Source organism: Nocardia sp. NPDC050799 (assembly GCF_040654015.1).
GTDB lineage: Bacteria > Actinomycetota > Actinomycetes > Mycobacteriales > Mycobacteriaceae > Nocardia.
Map to the genome: position 1 here is coordinate 1 of NZ_JBFAHF010000067.1, position 19,263 is coordinate 19,263.

At 67.8% G+C, this 19,263-nt stretch carries 13 protein-coding genes; 9 read left to right on the top strand and 4 right to left on the bottom strand.

The genetic code is table 11. The features are described from left to right. On the top strand, positions 1-1,777 hold a 1,777-nt coding region (locus AB0H42_RS34570; RefSeq protein ID WP_357063833.1), incomplete at its 5' end, for an NAD-glutamate dehydrogenase domain-containing protein. 208 nt (positions 1,778-1,985) lie between these two features. On the opposite strand, the gene AB0H42_RS34575 is transcribed toward AB0H42_RS34570, so the two are convergent. After that, positions 1,986-3,122, bottom strand: coding sequence for an SPFH domain-containing protein (locus tag AB0H42_RS34575; protein ID WP_357063836.1), 1,137 nt, complete (start codon positions 3,120-3,122; stop codon positions 1,986-1,988). 205 nt (positions 3,123-3,327) lie between these two features. Between AB0H42_RS34575 and AB0H42_RS34580 the strand changes: the two genes are divergently transcribed. Both AB0H42_RS34580 and AB0H42_RS34585 read left to right on the top strand, forming a co-directional pair. Then, on the top strand, positions 3,328-4,848 hold the full coding sequence (locus AB0H42_RS34580; protein WP_357063838.1) for an amino acid permease: 1,521 nt from the start codon (positions 3,328-3,330) through the stop codon (positions 4,846-4,848). A gap of 228 nt (positions 4,849-5,076) precedes the next feature. Beyond that, positions 5,077-7,635, top strand: coding sequence for a tetratricopeptide repeat protein (locus AB0H42_RS34585; RefSeq protein ID WP_357063841.1), 2,559 nt, complete (start codon positions 5,077-5,079; stop codon positions 7,633-7,635). A 4-nt stretch (positions 7,636-7,639) separates the two neighbouring features. Here AB0H42_RS34585 and AB0H42_RS34590 read toward each other — a convergent pair whose 3' ends face one another. Then, entirely contained in the window at positions 7,640-8,023 is a 384-nt protein-coding gene (locus tag AB0H42_RS34590; protein ID WP_357063843.1) for a DUF1707 domain-containing protein, read from the bottom strand. Positions 8,024-8,170: 147 nt separating this feature from the next. Here AB0H42_RS34590 and AB0H42_RS34595 point away from each other — a divergent pair, with 147 nt between their 5' ends. The 4 genes from AB0H42_RS34595 (at position 8,171) to AB0H42_RS34610 (ending at position 12,725) form a co-directional block, all read left to right on the top strand. Then, positions 8,171-8,467: a WhiB family transcriptional regulator gene (locus tag AB0H42_RS34595; protein WP_265806473.1), complete on the top strand. Its 297-nt coding sequence runs from the start codon at positions 8,171-8,173 to the stop codon at positions 8,465-8,467. 87 nt (positions 8,468-8,554) lie between these two features. Then, on the top strand, positions 8,555-9,310 hold the full coding sequence (locus tag AB0H42_RS34600) for a MerR family transcriptional regulator (protein ID WP_357063845.1): 756 nt from the start codon (positions 8,555-8,557) through the stop codon (positions 9,308-9,310). A gap of 210 nt (positions 9,311-9,520) precedes the next feature. Beyond that, positions 9,521-10,093 (top strand): dihydrofolate reductase family protein, encoded by a 573-nt coding sequence (locus AB0H42_RS34605; RefSeq protein ID WP_357063847.1) that lies wholly within the window; start codon positions 9,521-9,523, stop codon positions 10,091-10,093. Between the two features lie 79 nt (positions 10,094-10,172). After that, complete coding sequence (locus AB0H42_RS34610; RefSeq protein WP_357063850.1) at positions 10,173-12,725, top strand: AAA family ATPase; 2,553 nt, start codon at positions 10,173-10,175, stop codon at positions 12,723-12,725. A 16-nt stretch (positions 12,726-12,741) separates the two neighbouring features. Here AB0H42_RS34610 and AB0H42_RS34615 read toward each other — a convergent pair whose 3' ends face one another. Both AB0H42_RS34615 and AB0H42_RS34620 read right to left on the bottom strand, forming a co-directional pair. Further along, positions 12,742-13,056 (bottom strand): hypothetical protein, encoded by a 315-nt coding sequence (locus AB0H42_RS34615; protein WP_357063852.1) that lies wholly within the window; start codon positions 13,054-13,056, stop codon positions 12,742-12,744. A gap of 531 nt (positions 13,057-13,587) precedes the next feature. Continuing rightward, a complete protein-coding gene (locus tag AB0H42_RS34620) occupies positions 13,588-16,059 on the bottom strand; it encodes a phosphoketolase family protein (RefSeq protein WP_357063855.1) in 2,472 nt (823 codons plus the stop codon). Positions 16,060-16,426: 367 nt separating this feature from the next. Between AB0H42_RS34620 and AB0H42_RS34625 the strand changes: the two genes are divergently transcribed. Together AB0H42_RS34625 and tig are read left to right on the top strand one after the other, a co-directional pair. Next, entirely contained in the window at positions 16,427-17,002 is a 576-nt protein-coding gene (locus AB0H42_RS34625; RefSeq protein ID WP_357063858.1) for an FKBP-type peptidyl-prolyl cis-trans isomerase, read from the top strand. Between the two features lie 532 nt (positions 17,003-17,534). Beyond that, the gene (tig, locus tag AB0H42_RS34630) at positions 17,535-18,920 is read left to right on the top strand and encodes a trigger factor (protein WP_357063862.1); all 1,386 of its coding nucleotides are present in this window, start codon (positions 17,535-17,537) and stop codon (positions 18,918-18,920) included. Positions 18,921-19,263 lie beyond the last annotated feature (343 nt).

Below are 19,263 nucleotides of genomic sequence, written 5' to 3' on the forward strand. Positions count from 1 at the left end.
TGAGCGGTCGCGGTTGTTCGGGTTGGCTCGGTCGAGTTGGGCGGATTATGATCGTTCGTTGATCAGTGCGGGTGGCGGCGTCTACGACCGCACCGCGAAGGCCATTCCGGTCAGCCCGGAAGTCCGTGCCGCGCTGAAACTTCCGGCCGGTGTCACCCGGCTCTCGCCGCCGGAGATGATCCGCGCGATCCTCGAGGCGCCGGTCGATCTGTTGTGGAACGGTGGTATCGGTACCTATATCAAGGCAAGTTCGGAGACGAATGCCGAGGTGGGTGACAAATCCAATGACTCGGTGCGGGTGAATGCCGATCGTCTCCGGGTGAAGGTCATCGGTGAGGGCGGAAATCTCGGTGCGACGGCGCTGGGGCGTATCGAGTTCTGCCGTAACGGCGGGAAGATGAACACCGACGCGCTGGATAATTCCGCGGGTGTGGATTGCTCCGATCACGAGGTGAACATCAAGGTTCTGCTCGACGGTGTGGTGTCGGCGGGCGAGCTCGATATCGTGGACCGAAATCCACTGCTCGCGGAAATGACCGACGAGGTCGCCGAACTGGTACTGCGCGACAATATCTCGCAGAACTTCCGGATCGGCCTGTCCCGGTCGGGTGCCGGCCGGCGTGGTGCGGTGCACCGGCGGCTGCTCACCGAACTGGAGACCCGGCACGGCGTGGACCGCCGGCTCGAGGCACTGCCGGGTGACGTCGAGATGGAGCGCCGGATCGCCGGCGGGTCGGGGCTGACCTCCCCGGAGCTGGCCACGATGATCGCCCACGTGAAGCTCGCGCTGAAGGCCGATCTGCTCGCCGGTGACCTGCCGGACAGCCCCACTTTCGCGGCGGTGCTACCGGACTACTTCCCGACACCGCTGCGGGAGCGTTTCGCGGGCGCGATCACCAGGCATCCACTGCGCCGGGAGATCGTGGCCACCGTGGTGGTCAACGAGATGGTCGATTTCGGCGGTGCGACGTTCGCCTTCCGGTTGTCCGAGGAGATCGGCGCCACCACCGACGACGCGGTCCGCGCGTTCACCGCCGCGGTGGAGATCTTCGGGTTGCGGGAGCTGTGGCAGCGCATCCGCTCCGAGCAGATGCCGACCTCGGTACGTGATCAGCTCGAACTGGAGACCAACCGCACGCTGGAACGTGCCGCGCGCTGGCTGCTGCTCAACCGGCCGCAGCCGATCGCGATCGGGGCGGATATCACCCGCTATCGCGAGGGAGTACGCGCGCTGGCGGACCGGGTGCCCGGCTGGCTGCCGAAACCGCTGGCCGAACGGGTCGCCGCCCACGCCACCGAGGCGACCGAACTCGGCGCCCCGCAGGATCTGGCCGCCGAGGTCTACCGTCTGATTCATCTCTTCCCGCTGCTGGACGTGCTGGATATCGCCGATATCGCCGAACGCGACGCACAGGAGATCGCCGAACTCTATTTCGCGCTCAACGCGCATCTGGAGATCACCCGGCTGATCAGCGCGGTCGGCGATCTCGACCACGATCAGCGGTGGGCCGGCCTGGCGCGGCTGGCGCTGCGCGACGACCTGTACGAGTCGCTGCGGCTGCTGACGCTGGATATCGCCACCGCCACCGACCCGGAGGACCCGGTGACAGAGAAGCTGGACTACTGGGAGCAGACGAACCGGTCACGGCTGACCCGGGCCCGCGCCGCGCTCACCGAGATCTTCGGGGTGAGCCGGCACGATCTGGCGACCCTGTCGGTAGCGGCGCGGCAGGTGCGGAGCCTGGCGGGTAGTTCGGAGTCCGGCATCGTCGCCTGATCACGCGGGATGCACGGGTGGCCGTCCGGCTCGGACCGGACGGCCACCCGTCGTTTCCGCTGCCGCCGGAACCGATCGGCCGAAGACTCGTCGTCGCGTTGGTGCCTCTGCTCGCGCCCCGCGCTCTGGCGACGGGTCCGGCCGCCGACTCGGGTTCGGCACCCAGTGCCCGGCCGTGCTGTGCCCGGCAGCGGGTCGGGTACCGGTTTCAGTCCGGGCGGCGGGTCCCACAGGAGGCGCAGAACCTGGCCGTGGGCAGCATCTCGGTGTCGCATTCGCGGCATCGGGCCGGTTCGGCCGGGGCAAAGCGGTTCCCGCATTCGACACAGAACTTGGCGCCCGGCGGGTTGACCGTGGCGCAGGCGATGCAGATCGGTCCCGCCGCCGGACCGAGTTCGGCGGGTTTCCCGGTGGGCGGCAGCGCCGTCGTGCTCGGTTCCTCCCGGCGCTGCTGATGCTGTTGCCAGGGTGAACTCGGCGGCGGCGGGAAATTCCCGGCCACCGCGGGCCCCGGCTGCTGCAGGGCGTTGAAGCCCAGCGCGGCGCCGATGAACCCACCGTCGTGGCCGTGCCCGGAGGCCAGCCCCTGGCCCGCGCCCAAAGCCATCTCCCCGGCGGCGTACTGCCGGAAATCTCCGGCGAGCCGGATGTAGGTGACATCCTTGGCGAGCCGTTTCAGCCGGTCGGCGTCTTCGGGGGCCAGGGTGATGTCGAAATTTCCGAGCCGCGGTATCCGTAGCCCGTACTCGTAGAGCGCGGTATTGGTTTGCTGTACGACCGCCTGCTCGATCACGGGCAGGAGTCCGGACAGGCCGAGGACCGGCCACTCGCCCTGCGAAACACCCTGTGTCACCGCGACCTTCATCGCCTTGAGCAGTAGGTCGGCGCTCCAGGATTCGACCCCGGCCGGATCGTGCAGATCGGTGCTGCCGGCCAGTGAGGTGATCAGCTGCCGGGCGTCTCGGACGGACAGCGCGAACTCACCGAAAACCCGCAGGGTGACGATCTGCTCGCTGACCGGGTCGGCGATATCGGCGAGACGGCCGCCGAATTTGATACCGGCGAACTCCCGGGTGGAGACGAAGTAGAGCTCGGCACGGTAGAGGTTGCCGCCGGTCAGCGTGTCCACCAGTGCGCCGAGAACCGGGAGTTCGTCCGCGTCGATCCGGTGCCGGCCCGGTCCCAGCGCGCCCAGGACCTGACCGGACTTCACGAACAGTGCGGTCTGGTCGGCATTGACGATGGCGCGGGAGTATCGCCGGATGTTCACATCCGGCCACTTGTAGACGAGTTGTTTCTTGCCGGTCTCGGGGACGGCGATGAACTCGCGTTCGAACCAGGCCATCTGGGTGCTCCCTACGCATTTGACGTATCCAGCGTATCGACGTTCAGCGGCTCGATCAATGGCTCTTACAGTGCGGCCGACCTCGGGTTTTCACCAAAGTCCCTGGTTTCCACTGCGTTACACATGACGGCCCCCTATTGATCGTGCCGCTAACTAGCGGTACATTGCTCGCAGACATGATCTGCGCCACTCGAAAGGCAACATGATGACAACAGTTCAAGAGCCTCCGGGTCAGGCGGCGCCGACGGACGGTCTGCACGCCGAAGATGCGGGCTATCACAAGTCGCTGCGGCCCCGGCAGCTCCAGATGATCGCCATCGGTGGCGCCATCGGAACGGGCCTGTTCCTCGGCGCCGGCAGCCGGCTGCACGAGGCCGGCCCCGGCCTGTTCCTGGTATACGCCGTCTGCGGCATCTTCGTATTCTTCATTCTGCGGGCGCTGGGCGAGCTGGTCCTGCACCGCCCGTCCTCCGGGTCGTTCGTGTCCTACGCCCGTGAGTTCTACGGCGAGAAGCTGGCCTTCGCGGTCGGCTGGATGTACTTCTTCCACTGGTGCATGACCGGCATCGTGGATATCACCGCGATCGCCACCTACGTCCACTTCTGGGGCGCGTTCGAGGTGATACCACAGTGGACCATCGCGCTGATCGCCCTGGCCATCGTGGTCGCGATCAATCTGATCTCGGTGAAGTGGTTCGGTGAGCTGGAGTTCTGGGCCGCGCTGATCAAGGTCGTCGCACTCGTGGCCTTCCTGATCATCGGCACCATCTTCCTGGCCGGTCGCTTCGATATCGAGGGCCAGCCGACCGGTCTCAGCGTCCTCTCCGACAACGGCGGCCTGTTCCCGAGCGGTTTCCTGCCGCTGATCGTCGTCACCACCGGTGTGGTCTTCGCCTACGCCGCGGTGGAACTCATCGGTACCGCCGCCGGTGAGGCGGAGAATCCCGAAAAGATCATGCCGCGCGCCATCAACTCGGTGATCGCCCGGATCGCGCTGTTCTACGTCGGTTCGCTGGTGCTGCTCGGCCTGCTGCTGCCCTACACCGTCTTCAAGTCCGGTGAGAGCCCGTTCGTCACCTTCTTCTCCAAGATCGGTATCGACGGTGCCGGTTCGGTCATGAACCTGGTGGTGCTGACCGCGGCGTTCTCCAGCCTGAACGCCGGCCTGTACTCGACCGGCCGCATCCTGCGCTCGATGTCGATGAACGGTAGTGCCCCGACCGTCGCGAGCCGCATGTCCAAGAACGGCGTCCCGTACGTGGGCATCCTCGCCACCGGTGTGATCGCGCTGGCGGGTGTCGGACTGAATGCCTTGGTCCCCGATCAGGCCTTCGAGATCGTGCTGAACGTTTCGGCGCTGGGCACCATCTTCTCGTGGACCGCGATCGTGCTGTGCCAGCTCCAGCTGTGGAAGTGGGCTCGCGACGGCAAGGTGACCCGGCCGAAGTTCCGCCTCCCCGGCACCCCGTACACCAGCTACGCCACCCTGGTGTTCCTGGTCGGCGTCGTGCTGCTGATGCTGTTCAGCGAAGAAATCGAACAGCGGTTCGCGGTGATCGCCATGCTGGTGGTCGGAGTTCCGGCCCTGGTCGGCGGCTGGTTCCTGGCGCGGAAGCGGGTAAGCGAACTCACCACCGCACGTGCCGCGATGGCCTCCGGCCCGGCGCCGGCCGAAGAGCCCGGCAGTGCCGTCCGGATCCTCGACGAACCCGAAGATCAGCGGTAACGCCGAACTGCGTGGAATACCCCGGATAGCAGGTCCGGGGTATTTCGCATTCCCAGGAAAGGGAATGATCGACCTGTCGCCCCCGCGGGCCGGGATCACAATAGACTCTCTCTGTTCTTCCGCGGGTTTGAGAGGTCGTGCATGCCAGAGCAGCCCAGCTCGTCGCAGCCCAGCTCCGAGCGTCCGCTCCCGCCGCCCTGGTCCAGGCGGCGGACCCGTGGTGCGGAAATGCCCCGCCGTGGCGCGCACACCTGGTCGACGCTACGCACCAACAGTAGCGATAACGTCCAGCGGGCTGCCGAATCCGACCTGACGCGAGCCGCCGAGGAACTACTCGCCGAATCCGGCAGCACCGAGCCGCGCAGTGCCACCGACGCCGCCTCGGTCCCCAGTGGATCCGGTGTCTTCGTGCCGGTGACAGTGGGTTCGGTACCGCCGGTCGTCGCCGCGCCCGCGGGATCGGACAGTCCGCCCGAGACACCGGCGCTGTCGGACTTCGACCGGGCCATCGCCGCGTTGACCGGCGACGATATCGCCCGGCTCAACAGCCTCGCCGGTCCGGATGACGACGATCTCGACGAGTTGCTGCTCGCCGACGACGACGAGGATTCGGACGATCTCGACCCGTTCGCCGGCTTCGAGGACGATATGCCCTCCGGGCGCAATGCCCGTTCCCGCCCGAGCGTCCGCCGCCTCGGCGCCGGACTGGTGGCGCTGCCACGAGTGGATCCGGTCGATCCCGCCACCGCGGTGCTCGCGGATCCGGTGGTGCCCGAGCACAAGCGGTTCTGCTGGAAATGCCAGGCGCCCAATGGGCGGTCCGGCCCGGACGGGCCCGGCGCGGTGGCCGGGGAGTGCGCGCGCTGCGGATCGGCCTACAACTTCCTGCCCGCACTCTCCGCCGGCGAGGTCGTGGCGGAACAGTACCTGGTCAAAGGCTGTCTGGCGCACGGCGGTCTGGGCTGGATCTATCTGGCGGTCGATACGAATGTCAGTGACCGGTGGGTGGTCCTGAAAGGGTTGCAGAACCCCCAGGATTTCGAGGCCCACGTGGTGGCGCTGGCCGAGCGTCAATTCCTCTCCGAGATTACGCATCCCGGCGTGGTCAAGATCTACAATTTCGTCAAGCACCGCTCGCAGCGCGAGGTGGCCGACGGCTACATCGTCATGGAGTACGTCGGCGGGCGTTCGTTGAAGAAGATGCTGGATATGGCGGGGCCGGAACGTATCCCGGTGGCCGAGACCATCGCGTACATGATGGAGGTCCTGCCGGCTCTCGACTATCTGCACTCGTTCGGACTGGCCTACAACGACCTGAAACCGGACAACATCATGGTCACCGATGACGAGGTCAAACTCATCGACCTCGGCGCCGTCGCGGCGATGGAATCCTACGGCAGTATCTACGGCACCCCCGGCTATCAGGCGCCGGAGATCATCGAAACCGGCCCCACGGTGGCCACCGATGTGTACGCGGCCGGCCGCACCCTGGCCGCGCTGATCCTGGACCTGCGCAAAGATTCCCACGGCAACTACCGCACCGAGATGCCGACACCGGAGGAGTACCCGCTGCTGCGGCGCTATCCGTGCCTGTATCGGCTGCTGGTGCGCGCGACGCATATGGATCCGAGCCGGCGCTTCCCCTCCACCTATGCCATGTACTGCCAGCTGGCCGGGGTGCTCCGGATGGTGCTGGCCGCCGATTCCGGGCGCGAACACCCGCAGGCATCGGTGGAGTTCGGTTCGCTGCGCGGGGATTTCGGCATCGACACTTTGATCGGCCAGACCGACGGGATGGTCGACGGTGGCCGCCGCAGCCTCGGGCTCGACGCCGCGGCGGTGGTGGCCACCCTGCCCATCCCGCTGATCGACGCCGACGACCCCAGTGTCCAGCTGCTGGGTCCGCTGCTGCACGGTGACGCCCGCCAGACCCTGGACTCCTTGCGCCAGACCTCCGAACGTATCGCGGCAGGCACCATCGACGCACCGGAGACCTTCGAGGTCGAGGGGGCGTTCGCCGCTGTCCGCGCCCATCTCGACCTCGGTGAGATGGCTCCGGCGCTCGCGCTGCTCGAAGAGCTGCGCCCCCGGGCGGTCACCGACTGGCGGGTCGAATGGTTCAGCGGTGTCATCGATCTGCTGGACGGGCAGTACGAACTCGCCTACCTGCATTTCGACCAGGTGCACACCATGCTGCCCGGTGAGCTGGCGCCGCCGCTGGCCTTGGCCGCCACGGCCGAACTCGCACTGCAGACACTGAGCGATCCCGGTGATTCCGACCGGTGGCATGCCGCCGCGTCGGAGTTCTACCGGCTGGTCTGGCAGACCAATCACGCGGTGGTCAGCGCCGCGTTCGGTTTGGCTCGCCGATTGGCCGCCGACGGTGAGCTGTTGCAGGCCGTACAGGTCCTTGACGAGGTACCCGTCACCTCCCGTCATCACGGTACCGCCCGGATGACGGGCAGCCTGCTGCTGGTATCGCGGCCGCATCGGGAGATCACCGAGATCGATCTGCGTGAGGCGGCATCGCGGCTGGAACTCGTCGATGAGCCGCGGGCGCTGCAAATGCAGGTCGTGGTGGTCGGCGCGGCACTGGAGTGGTTGAAGTCCCGGATGCGGCCCGCGTCCGCCGATACCAGGCTGCTCGGCTATCCGCTCACTGTCGCGGGGCTCCGCGGCGGGCTGGAGTCACGGCTGCGCGCCCTGGCCCGCACCGCGCCCGGCCGCCTGCACCGGTACCGGCTCGTCGATCTGGCCAACAGCGTGCGACCGCATACCCGCTGGTGAGGGCTCAGGACTGCCCGGCGATCCGGCGCCGCCGGACCACTGCCGACAGCAGCGGCGCCGAGACCAGGACGATCACCAGCAGCAGCAGCCACAACCAGCCGCCGTACACCAGCGCGAGAACGAGCGCGAAGACGGCCGAGCCACCGGCCAGTACCGCGAAACCGAGTGCGGGGTCGGCGGTCTCGTTCGAGCCGGGTGTCGCCGGCGGCGCGGGGAGATCGGTGAACAGGGCCGCGAGTTCCGGGGTGGTACGCGCGGCGGTCACGGCGGCGGTGCGTTCTTCGTAGTCGGTGAGTGTGAGCAGGCCCGAACCGAGGTGCTCGGCGAGCTCCCGCAGCGCGCGATCGCGTTGCTCGACGGTGATGCGCGCGCCCGGTAGCTCACTCATACTCGCAGCATAGGACGGTTTCCACGGTCGGGCTCGACCCGGTGGTCGCCACTGCCGGGAAGCCTGCGGGCGGTCGCTCGGCGCCGATTCCCACATCTGGGGAGTAATTACGCTGACTTCACAGAATTGCGGGCAGAGGAGTTGTGTATGTCCACCGTGATCCAGTCTCGGCGCCCGGCGGCCGAGGCATGGGACTGGCAATTGAACGGGTCCTGCCGCGGCCTGGAATCCACCGTGTTCTTCCATCCCGAAGGGGAGCGGGGCCGGGCGCGCGCCGCGCGGGTGCGGCGCGCCAAACAGATCTGCGATACCTGTCCGGTGCTCGATCGGTGCCGCAGTTACGCGCTGGCGGTCGGCGAGCCGTACGGAGTGTGGGGCGGTATGTCGGAAGACGAGCGCCGAACACATACCCAACGGGCCGTTACTTCAAGCTCGACGAACTAGCCAACCCCGCCCCAACTCGGGTTGAATCGGACGTTTCGGTCGTGTCCGGCGCAGGTCGTCGTCGCGCCTTTGTGGTTTCCTTGTTATATGGCTGCTGGTGTGGAGTACACGATCGATGAACTGGCGCGGGCTGCCGGCACGACCGTGCGCAGCCTGCGGGTTTACCACGAACGGGGGGTTCTGCCTCCACCGCAGGTCAAGGGGCGAACGGGTTACTACAGTCCAGATCACCTCAATCGGGTGCGCACGATCAGCAGGTTGCTCGATCGCGGCATCAAACTGAACGGGATCAAGGAATTGCTCAAGGCCTGGGACCGCGGGGACGATCTGGGGGACATCCTGGGTGTCGGGCCGCTGCTCGGCGGTATGGAGCCCGGCGAGCCGTTTGCGGACGAGTCGGCCGTTCCCGCCGATGCCATTCCCGCCACCGAACTGCAGGAACGCTACGGCTCGGTGCCGAACGGGCTGGCCAGGATCGTCGCCGTCGGACTCTACGAGCCGGTCGACGCCGCCACCTATCGGCCCGCCGATCGGCAGCTCATCCGGATCGCGGAGCAGTTGGCGGCCGCCGGTGTTCCCGATGCCGAGGTCCTCGGCGAGCTCGAGCGGATCCGGGCCGATTGCGACCGGATGGCCCGCCGATTCGTCGACCTCTTCCATCGCACGACCTGGCAGAAGTACCAGGACTCCGGACAGGAAGCCGCCGACCTGGCGAAATTGACCGGACAGTTGCAACTCGCCCGCACCCTGCCCGGTAAGGCGGCGGCGGAGCTGGTGAACAAGTTCGTCGCGCACTACATCGACAGCGACAGCGAATTCGCCGACCTTCCCGCGGAGAGCTGAACCGAGCACCGCGGCTTCCCCGGCCTGGGAAAGGGGTAGGGGAGCGTTTCGCTGAACGACGGTACATTCGTCGGTGGCTCTTCCGTCGGCCGGGACGATTTCCCGGCGAACGACTACTTAGGTAACTTTCCGCTCTTCTACGGATGCGCGCGGCCCTGGGCGGGTGCAGAATCTGCTTCTTGGCACCTGACGCGGTAGATGAGGCATGGAATGGGAAGCGTGACACTGTGGATGCAGATATCACTCGACGGGTTCGCGGAGGGACCCGACGAGGCGGTCCACTGGCCGGTCGTGGACGAGGAACTCTGTACCGAATACCTGGATGAACTCCGTAGCGCCGACCTGCTGCTGTACGGGCGCAGAACCTACGAGATCCTGGCAGCCTTCTGGCCCACCGCCGATCTGGCGCCGGTCTCGCCGTTCTACGTCGACTTCGCGCGATTCTGGCGCGCCGCGCCGAAACTCGTCGTCTCCCGCACTCTGCGCAACCCCTCGTGGAACACCCGGGTCACCGGCCCGGATCCGATCGAGGAGGTGCGGCAACGGCGGGCCGCGGGTCAGCACATGGTGCTCTTCGGCGGGGCGGAAACCGCACGGTCCTTCATGGCGCACGATCTGATCGACGAGTTCCGGCTCTTCGTGCACCCCCTGCTCCTGGGCGGCGGGGTTCCCCTGTTCCGGTCGCCGGTGGATACCAGTGGGCTGCGACTGATGGATGTGCTGACCTTCGACAGCGCGGTGGTCCAGATGCACTACCGCCAGCAGGCCTGCCTGATGTGCTGAGCGTCTCGCGGACGGGTGTTGTGTGAATTGCACGGGTTCGTCGGACGGTCCGACGTGACGTGCACTAATTTACGTTTCCATGGCGGTGATCTACCCGGACGGTGCGGCACCGGCCGTACCTGCCACCGAGTTCTTCGGTCGGATGCGGGAACTCGCACGCCTGGACGACCTGCTGCGTTCCGGCTCGGGACGACTGATCACCCTGGTGGGGCCCGGCGGTATCGGCAAAACCCGGCTGGCCGCCGAAGCGACGCGCCGGGTTCACCGCGCCGAACCGGACCGGCCGGTGTACTGGGCGCGCCTGGCCGAACTCGAACGCGACTGCGGCGAAAGCGCCGAGACCGTGCTGCGCTCGGTGGTGCGGACCGATATCAGCGATCCCGACGCCCTGGATGTCGCGGTGGGTGCGCCCGCGGGCGCGATCGCCGAGCACGCGATCCTGGTGCTGGACAACTGCGAACACGTGCTCGCGGCGGCCGCGCGCGCGGTCATCGAACTGCTCGCCGCCACTCCCGGTCTCATCCTGCTGGCCACCAGCCGCGAGCCCATCGGCTGGGCCGACGAGTACATCCTCGCCGTGCCGCCGCTGTCGGCCTTCGAATCGCTGCAGCTGTTCCGGCAGCGCGCCGAACTCACCGGATGCCCCGTGCCCGACGATCCGGCCCAGCTCGCGCTGGCGCGCCGGATCTGCCGCCGCGTCGAGCACAATCCGCTGTTTCTCCGTCTCGCCGCCGCCCGGCTGCGCCACCAGCCACCCGCGATGGTGCTGGCCGAGCTCAGCGGCGACGCCGCCGACCAGCGCATGCGCTGGTCGCAGAGCGCACGGGCGGGTACCGAACGGCGGCACCGTGGGGTCTACGACGTGATCGCCTGGTCGTTCGATCTGTGCGCGGCCGAGGAGCAGGTGCTGTTGCGGCGCCTGTCGGTCTTCGCGGCCGGATACGAAACCGACGGGGCCGTGCCGCAGCGCAACGGAGTCGAACTGCCCGCTGTTATAGCGGTCTGCGCGGACGGGATACTGCCCGCCGAGCGGGTGGCACCGCTGCTGGAACGGCTGGCCGAACGCTCCCTGGTCTCGACTTTCCGCACCGAGACGACTGTGCGCTGGTATCTGGTGGAGAGCGTGCGCCTGTTCGCCGGCGACCGATTGCGCCGCGAACCGGCCGAGGCGGCCCGGATGGCCGCCCGGCATCGCCGCTACCACCGTGATCGCGTGGTCGAGGCACGGTCGCTCTGGTACGGGCCGGGCGACCGGTCGTGGCTCGACTGGGCCCGTACCTCCTGGGACGACATCCTGATCGGTATCGAAACCGGTCTGACCGAACCCGCCGAGGCACTGGTCGGCCTGGAGACGGCGTCGGTGCTGCTGTCGGTATGGGTGCCATTCGTCAAGGGCGGTAGCCGGGCGCTCACCAGGCTCACCGCGCAGGCACTCGACGTCACCCGCACCGAGGGCGTCACCGAACACCACATCCGAGCCACCGCGCTGCTCGGCTGGTACTACCTGTGGCAGGGCGAGGCCGACCGGGCCGCGGCCCTGCTGGACGAGTGTGTCGCCGGCCCTGCCGCGGCCGGTGTGGGTGCTTCCTCCTGGCGGGATTCGCCGGGAACGGATATCGGCCTGCCTGCTTCGGTCGAATGGATCCGGGGTCTGGAATTGATGCTGTTCCGGCTGGATCCGCACGCGGTGACGGTACTGGAACGGGCCGGTCACAAGTTCACCGCGCAGGGCGACCGGGTGGGAGTGGAACGCGGTCAGATCTTCGCGGCGCTCGCGGCCGCCATGCTGAGCGATCCGGAGCGGGCAGACCGGATCACCCATCGGCACCTGGAACGCTCGGTGGCCTCGGGGTCGTCGCTGGCCACCCGGTGGGCGGGAGTGGCGCGGACGCTGGCACTCGCGCGTTCGGCCGAACCCGCGGCCGCCCTGGGGCCGGCCCATATCGCGGTGTCCCGGATGGCCGCGGGCCGCAACACCTGGATGACCTCGTGGTCGGTGGCGGTGTGCATGCTCGTGCTGACCCAGGTGCTCGCGGGGGATCCCGCCGCGCTGGGTGCCGCGGCGGCCATCCGCATCCGTGCCACCGAACTGGCCTGGCTGGTCGGGGTTTTCCGGGCCTGCCACCGCTCGATGGGGGTCTGTATCGAGCGGGTGCCGATGGTGGTGCTCGGTGTGCACCGGGCGACCGAGGTCGCCACGGCGGTCATCGGACCGGCGGATTTCGCCGTCGCCGAGCAACGGGGCGGGCAGTTCCGCCCCGGTAGCGACGCGGTACGGGAGTACCTGCGTCGCCGTTGGCCGGTGCGTCCGGTCGCGGTGGACACACCGGTCGATCATGGGGAATCGGCCGATTCGCGCTGGGAGAGCTTATCGCCGGCCGAATGTGAGGTCGCGGTACTGGCGGCCGCGGGCTGGCCGAACAGTGCCATCGCCGAGCGGCGGGGTAGTTCGGTGCGAACGGTGGACGCGCAGGTCGCCAGCGTCCGGCAGAAGCTCGTGATCGGCTCCCGGCGCCAGATACCGGATCATATTCCGGCGCACCTCGCCGGTGCGGTGGATGCCGAACGTGCTACCGCCGCCGGTCGTTCCCGGAGCCGGCGGCGTACGCCGCGTCTGCCCGGCCGGCAGTGATCGCGCGGCACCGCGATCACCGGCAGGCGTAGTAGTACGGCTTGTAGGCGCAGATGTCGAGGTAGCCGCCCTGGTCGCTGTCGTAGGTGAAGCTGCGCTGGGCCGGGATCGCATGCACCGGCTCGCTGCGGTTGCTGGGATCGCTCGGCAGGTCGTGGGTATCGCCGTAGCTGCCGTTGCCCGGATGGGAGTCGTCGCGGCTGCTGTGGCCGGGGACGTCGGCGAGGGCCAACTGGGGGGTGACGGTGGCGGGGATCGCGGCGAGGGCTCCGGCCAGCACGGCGGCGGCGGCGATTCTCTTCACGAATCCGAAGTTGCGGGCGATGGTCATGGCGTGCTCCGTTCTGTTCCGGCGGATAGAACTTTTACGGTGAGTCAATGTATGTAGGTCCGTAGTTCTATGTGCCGCTGTCTAACGGTACGGTACACGAGGGTTTGAATAAGCGTCTATGCATTTCTCACGATTGGGAACGGCTGGTCCGCTCCGGAGTGCGGACTATCCCGCCGGGGGCTCGACCGGTACGGAGGTCGGGGTCGGTACCGCGAACACCGTCCGGGGTACGCGCGGCAGCGGCTCGCCGGTCACGACCCGGTTCACGGCCTCGATATCCAGGTCATTTCCTGAAACGAGGACGAGCGTTTCCGGGCCCGGCCGGCGGTCGCGCACTCGGCGCCGGTTCTTCTCGCGGAGTGCGCGTACCTGCGACGGTCCGGAAGTACTCCGGTCTACGGCTCTTGACGCCGAGCTGGACCGGACGGCCGACCGGATCTACCGATAGCGTCTGCTGAAACCGGGTTCGACCCTCATCCGCGGCCACGGTCATCGGTCGGCGGCCCGGCAGTCACCCTGCTCGGCGCCATATCAGGCGACCGGCCCGCCGGGCCAGCGCCAGTTCGCCACTTCGGGGATGTCCTCCCCGTGCTCGCGGGTCCAGGTGCGGGCCCGCAGGCGGGCATCGACCATCTGCTGGCGCAGTCCCGCCGCCTGCTGCCGCAGCGCGGGCACCCGGTCGATCACATCCATCACCAGGTGAAATCGGTCGAGGTCGTTGAGCATGACCATATCGAACGGGGTCGTAGTGGTGCCCCGTTCCTTGTACCCCCGCACATGCAGACCCGAGTGATTGATGCGGCGGTAGGTGAGCCGGTGGATCAACCACGGATAACCGTGGAAGGCGAAGACCACCGGGGAGTCCCGGGTGAACAGAGTGTCGAATTCGCTGTCCGGTAGCCCGTGCGGATGTTCGTCGGCCGGTAGCAGCCGCATCAGATCGACCACGTTCACCACCCGCACCCGCAGCCAGGGCAGCTCCTCGCGCAGGATCGCCGCGGCGGCCAGGGTTTCCAGGGTCGGCACGTCGCCGGCGCAGGCGAGGACCACATCGGGGGTGGTGGCAGGTTCGTCGCGATGGCCCGCCCAATCCCAGATACCGATACCCCGGGCACAGTGGAGTGCGGCATCGGTGGGCCCGAGCCAATCCGGTTGCGGTTGTTTACCGGCCACCACCACGTTCACGTAGTGCCGCGAGCGCAGGCAGTGGTCGTACACCGACAGCAGGGTGTTGGCGTCCGGCGGCAGATACACCCGCACGATCTCGGGCTTCTTGTTCAGCACGACGTCGAGGAAACCGGGGTCCTGATGGGTGAAGCCGTTGTGGTCCTGCCGCCACACATGCGAGGACAGCAGATAGTTCAGACTCGCCAGCGGCTGCCGCCACGGCACCGCCGCGCTCGCGTCCAGCCATTTCGCGTGCTGGTTGAACATGGCGTCCACGATGTGGACGAACGCCTCGTAGCAGGTGAAGACCCCGTGCCGGCCCGTGAGCAGATATCCCTCCAGCAGGCCCTGGCACATATGCTCGGACAACACTTCGATCACCCGGCCGGAGCGATCCAATTTCTCGTCGTGGACGCCGATCTCGGCCTGCCAGTTACGGCCGGTGACCGTGAGGATGTCCTGCAGCCGGTTGCTGGCCAGCTCGTCCGGAGCGAAGGTCAGGAAATTGTCGGGATTGCGCGCGGTGACCTCCCGCAACCAGCCGCCGAGCACCCGGGTCGCCTCGTGCGTGGTCCGGCCCGGTTCGGCGACGTCGACCGCGTGACCGCGCCAGTCGGGCAACCGCAGATCCCGCACCAGCGCGCCTCCGTTGGCCACCGGGTTCGCGCTCATCCGCCGGCCACCGGCCGGGACGAGCCGGCACAGTTCCGAGACCGGGGCACCGGTCTCGTCGAACAGCTCCTCGGGCCGGTAGGAACGCAACCATTCCTCGAGCACCGCCCGATGCGACGCGTCCTGCCGGGCGCCGGGCAGCGGAACCTGATGGGCGCGGAACGTACCCTCCACCGGATCTCCGTCCACGATCGGTGGCCCGGTCCAGCCCTTCGGGGTGCGCAGCACGATCATCGGCCAGTGCGGACGGGTGGTATCGCTGCCGTCCCGGGCGGCGCGCTGGATCTGCGCGATCCGCTCCAGGCAGGTGTCCACCGCGGCGGCCATGTCCTGATGGACCCGGGCCGGCTCGGCACCGGCGACGATCAGCGGCTCGTAACCGTAGCCCCGCAGCAGCGAGACCAGCTCGTCCTCGGGAATGCGGGCCAGCAGAGTGGGATTCGCGATCTTGTACTCGTTGAGGGCGAGGATCGGCACGACCGCGCCGTCGCGCGCCGGGTTCAGGAACTTGTTGCAATGCCAACTGCCCGCGAGCGGACCGGTTTCGGCTTCGCCGTCGCCCACCACGCAGAACACGGTGAGATCCGGGTTGTCCAGCGCGGCACCGAACGCGTGCAACAGTGAATAGCCCAGTTCGCCGCCTTCGTGGAACGAACCCGGCGTCTCCGGCGCGCAATGGCTGGGAACCCCACCGGGAAAAGAGAACTGGGCGAACAACGCGCGCATACCCTCGCCGTCGCGGGGCACATGGCTGTACAACTCGGAATAGGTGCCCTCGAGCCAGGCGCAGGCGTTGGGACCCGGTCCGCCGTGCCCCGGCCCGGCGACGAACACCGCGTTCAGATCGCGTGCCAGGATGGCGCGATTGGCGTGTACCCAGACCAGGTTCAGCCCCGGCACGGTGCCGAAATGGCCGAGCAGCCGGGGTTTGATGTGCTCCGGGGCCAACGGTTCGCGCACCAGGGGATTCGCCATCAGATAGATCTGCCCCACCGACAGGTAGTTGGCGGCCCGCCACCACGCGTCGAGACATTCCAGCTCCTCGGGGGCCAAGGGGCCCGGGGCCGCCGACAGCGTATAGGGCCGGGGCGCGACGGATTCCCCACCGTGACTACCCACATTGTCGGCACTGGTGTCCCCGCCTGCACTCGCCAACTGCGTCATACGCCTAACCTCCTGGAGGTCGTGGTCGCGCCGGGCTACCGCACCCCGAGTGCGGACTGCCACCACGATAGCTGGAGGTGTGCCGCACTGCCCTCGGTTCGCCGATGGCGACCGGTGGAAATTCTTCGCTCCAGCCCACGCCCTACCCATACCGCGGGATGGAAACCGGTGTCCGGGCCGGGGACCCGGTGGCTCGGGCAGTCCGCGGCACCGGGGTGAGCACTATCTCGGGGCGGTGGGTACCGAACCGGAGATCCGCATACCGATCGCCGCCACCCGCACCCAGGGGCGGCTCCGTGCCGGCGATGCGTGGAGGTGCGCGATATCGCCGGGCCGCTCGTTCGAGGCCGGCGGTAGGGTGCGGCACATGCAGACAATCGGCAGGATCTTCGCTGTCACCGCCGTCGCCGCGGCCGCCCTCGGCCTCGGCGGATGCGGCTCCGACGACTCCGGCGGCACCGCGACCACCTCCACGGCGGCCGATTCGTCCGCCGCTCCGGGGCAGACCGCGCCCGCCGAATCGAAGGGCCGCGAATGCACGGCCGACGATATCGATGTACAGGGTGGGTTCGGCGAAGTCCCGCAGATCACCCTCCCCGACGACTGCGACCCGCCGAAACAACTCGTGACCAAGGACCTGGTGCCCGGCTCGGGCCCCGGCGCCGCCCCCGGCCGGCAACTGACCATGAACTACGCCCTGGTCACCTGGTCGGACAAGCAGAAACTGGACTCCTCGTTCGACCGCGGCGAACCCTTCGAACTCACCCTCGGCGACGGTATGGTCATCCCCGGCTGGGAACAGGGACTCGAAGGCGTTCAGCAGGGTGCCCGCCGGTTGCTGATCATCCCGCCCGATCTGGGCTACGGTGCGGGCGGCAACGGAGTGAAGCCGAACGAGACGCTGGTCTTCGTCACCGACGCCGTATCCGTCCCCCAGGCATGAGGTGCTGAGGTTCGGCATTCGAGGGCTCCTGGATGATCGCGTTATCGCTTGGAGCCCCGCCCCGGTCCTGGAGCGTAGGTGGTCGGCCGTTCACGGATCGGCGACCATCGAGCACTTTCCGTGGCTGAGTCCATTTGAGCCAGTCGAGGTGCACGTTGGCCGACACCTTCCGTCTATTCCGAATGGTCTGCCTCGGTGGTCGGGGCCCGCCCCCGGTTCTGGAGCGACAGAGCGAAGGAGCGCAGCGACTGAGCGCCGGAGTGAAGAACCGGGGTCACAGGGCCCCGACCCGCCCCGCCGGAGGCGGGGCAAGTAAACACAGCACCGGGCTGCAGTGCACGTGACCCGGTCAACTACCCTGGTCGGGATGCGTATCCCAGGCGTGTGAAACCGCAGGTGCTCGCCGCTTCGGACGGTACGCCGAGGGTGCGTACCCGCGCGCCGTCGCCAGACCACGCGCCATCACCCGGCCACCAGCACGGATATCGTGCGGGCCGGCGAACACGAACCGACGAGAACAAGGAGCATGTCCGTGAAGAGCACCGTCGAGCAGCTGAGCCCGACCCGGGTCCGGATCAATGTCGAGGTGCCCTTCGAGGAGCTGAAGCCGGACTTCGATCGCGCCTACAAGGCTCTGGCCAAGCAGGTGCGCATTCCCGGCTTCCGTCCGGGTAAGGCGCCGGCCAAGCTGCTCGAGGCGCGCCTGGGCCGCGGTGCGGTTCTGGAGCAGGTCGTCAACGACGCCCTGCCCGGCCGCTACAGCGAGGCCGTCACCACCTCCGAGATCAAGGTCATCGGACAGCCGGAGATCGAGATCACCAAGATCGAGGACGGTCAGGAGCTGGCCTTCACCGCCGAGGTGGATATCCGGCCGGAGATCACCCTGCCCGAGGACTACAGCACGATCGCCGTCACCGTGGACGCCATCGAGATCACCGATGCCGATATCGATGAGCAGCTGCAGTCGCTGCGCCAGCGTTTCGGCACCCTCACCGGTGTCGAACGCCCGGTCCAGGACGGCGATTTCGTCTCCATCGACCTGTCCGCCACCGTCGACGGCGAGGAGGTGCCGGAGGCCGCGACCACCGGTCTGTCGCACGAGGTCGGTTCCGGTCAGCTCATCGAGGGCCTGGACGAGACCCTGATCGGGATGTCGGCCGAGGAGTCCAAGGAGTTCACCTCGACCCTGGTCGCCGGTGAGCACGCCGGTCGGGAAGCCACCATCACGGTGACCCTCGGCTCGGTCAAGGAACGTGAGCTGCCCGAGGCGGACGACGAATTCGCCCAGCTGGCCAGCGAATTCGACACCATCGACGAGCTGAAGGACGATTTGCGGTCCCGCGTCGAGCGGGTCAAGAAGGTGCAGCAGGCCGGCGATATCCGCGACAAGGTGCTCGAGCAGCTGCTCGAGCGCGTCGAGGTACCGCTGCCCGAGGCCGTGGTGAAGGCCGAGATCGACGCCGTCGAGCACGATGCGATCCACGGCTTCGATCACGACGAGGCCAAGTTCGCCGAGGCACTGGAGGCCGAGGGCTCGAGCCGCGAGGAGTTCGACGCCGACACCAAGGAGGCCGCCGAGAAATCGGTGAAGACCCAGCTGCTGCTGGACGCGGTCGCCGAGGCCGAGGGCACCCAGGTCGGCCAGGACGAGCTCACCGAGCGGATCCTGTTCCAGGCCCAGCGCTACGGGATGGCGCCCGAACAGTTCATCCAGCAGGTGCAGCAGGCCGGCCAGCTCGGCGCGGTCTTCGCCGATGTCCGCCGCGGCAAGGCTCTGGCCGAGGTCGTGGGCAAGGTGACGGTCACCGATTCCGAGGGCAACAAGGTCGACACCGACGAAATGTTCGGTACTGCCAAGGAATCCGACGCCGTCGACGAGGCGACCGCCGAAGAGCCGGCCGCCACCGACGCGGAGTAACCCACGCGAGTGCGGGTAGAAAGCCCTGAGGTCTAGGTGGTGTTGGCAATCCGGAGACAGAAGATCGACGATCGCTGTCCCCAGTGCGCCCACATCCGAGCACTCAGGGCTTCTGCATTCAACGAGGGCGCCCCAGGGCCCGTCACGCAACGCATCGCCCCGGTGCCGAGTTCGGCGAGGCCCACCGAGGGTTGCGGCCCGTCCCGCTGTTCAGGGCCCGAAGTGCATGCGCCGAAGGCGCGAGTCTCGGTGCGGCAGCACCGGGACCTGGGCATCCGCGGAAACCGCCGGGGTCACATAGTTGGTGGCCATATGCTGGTGGGCGCCCTGTTCCGCCGCCGAC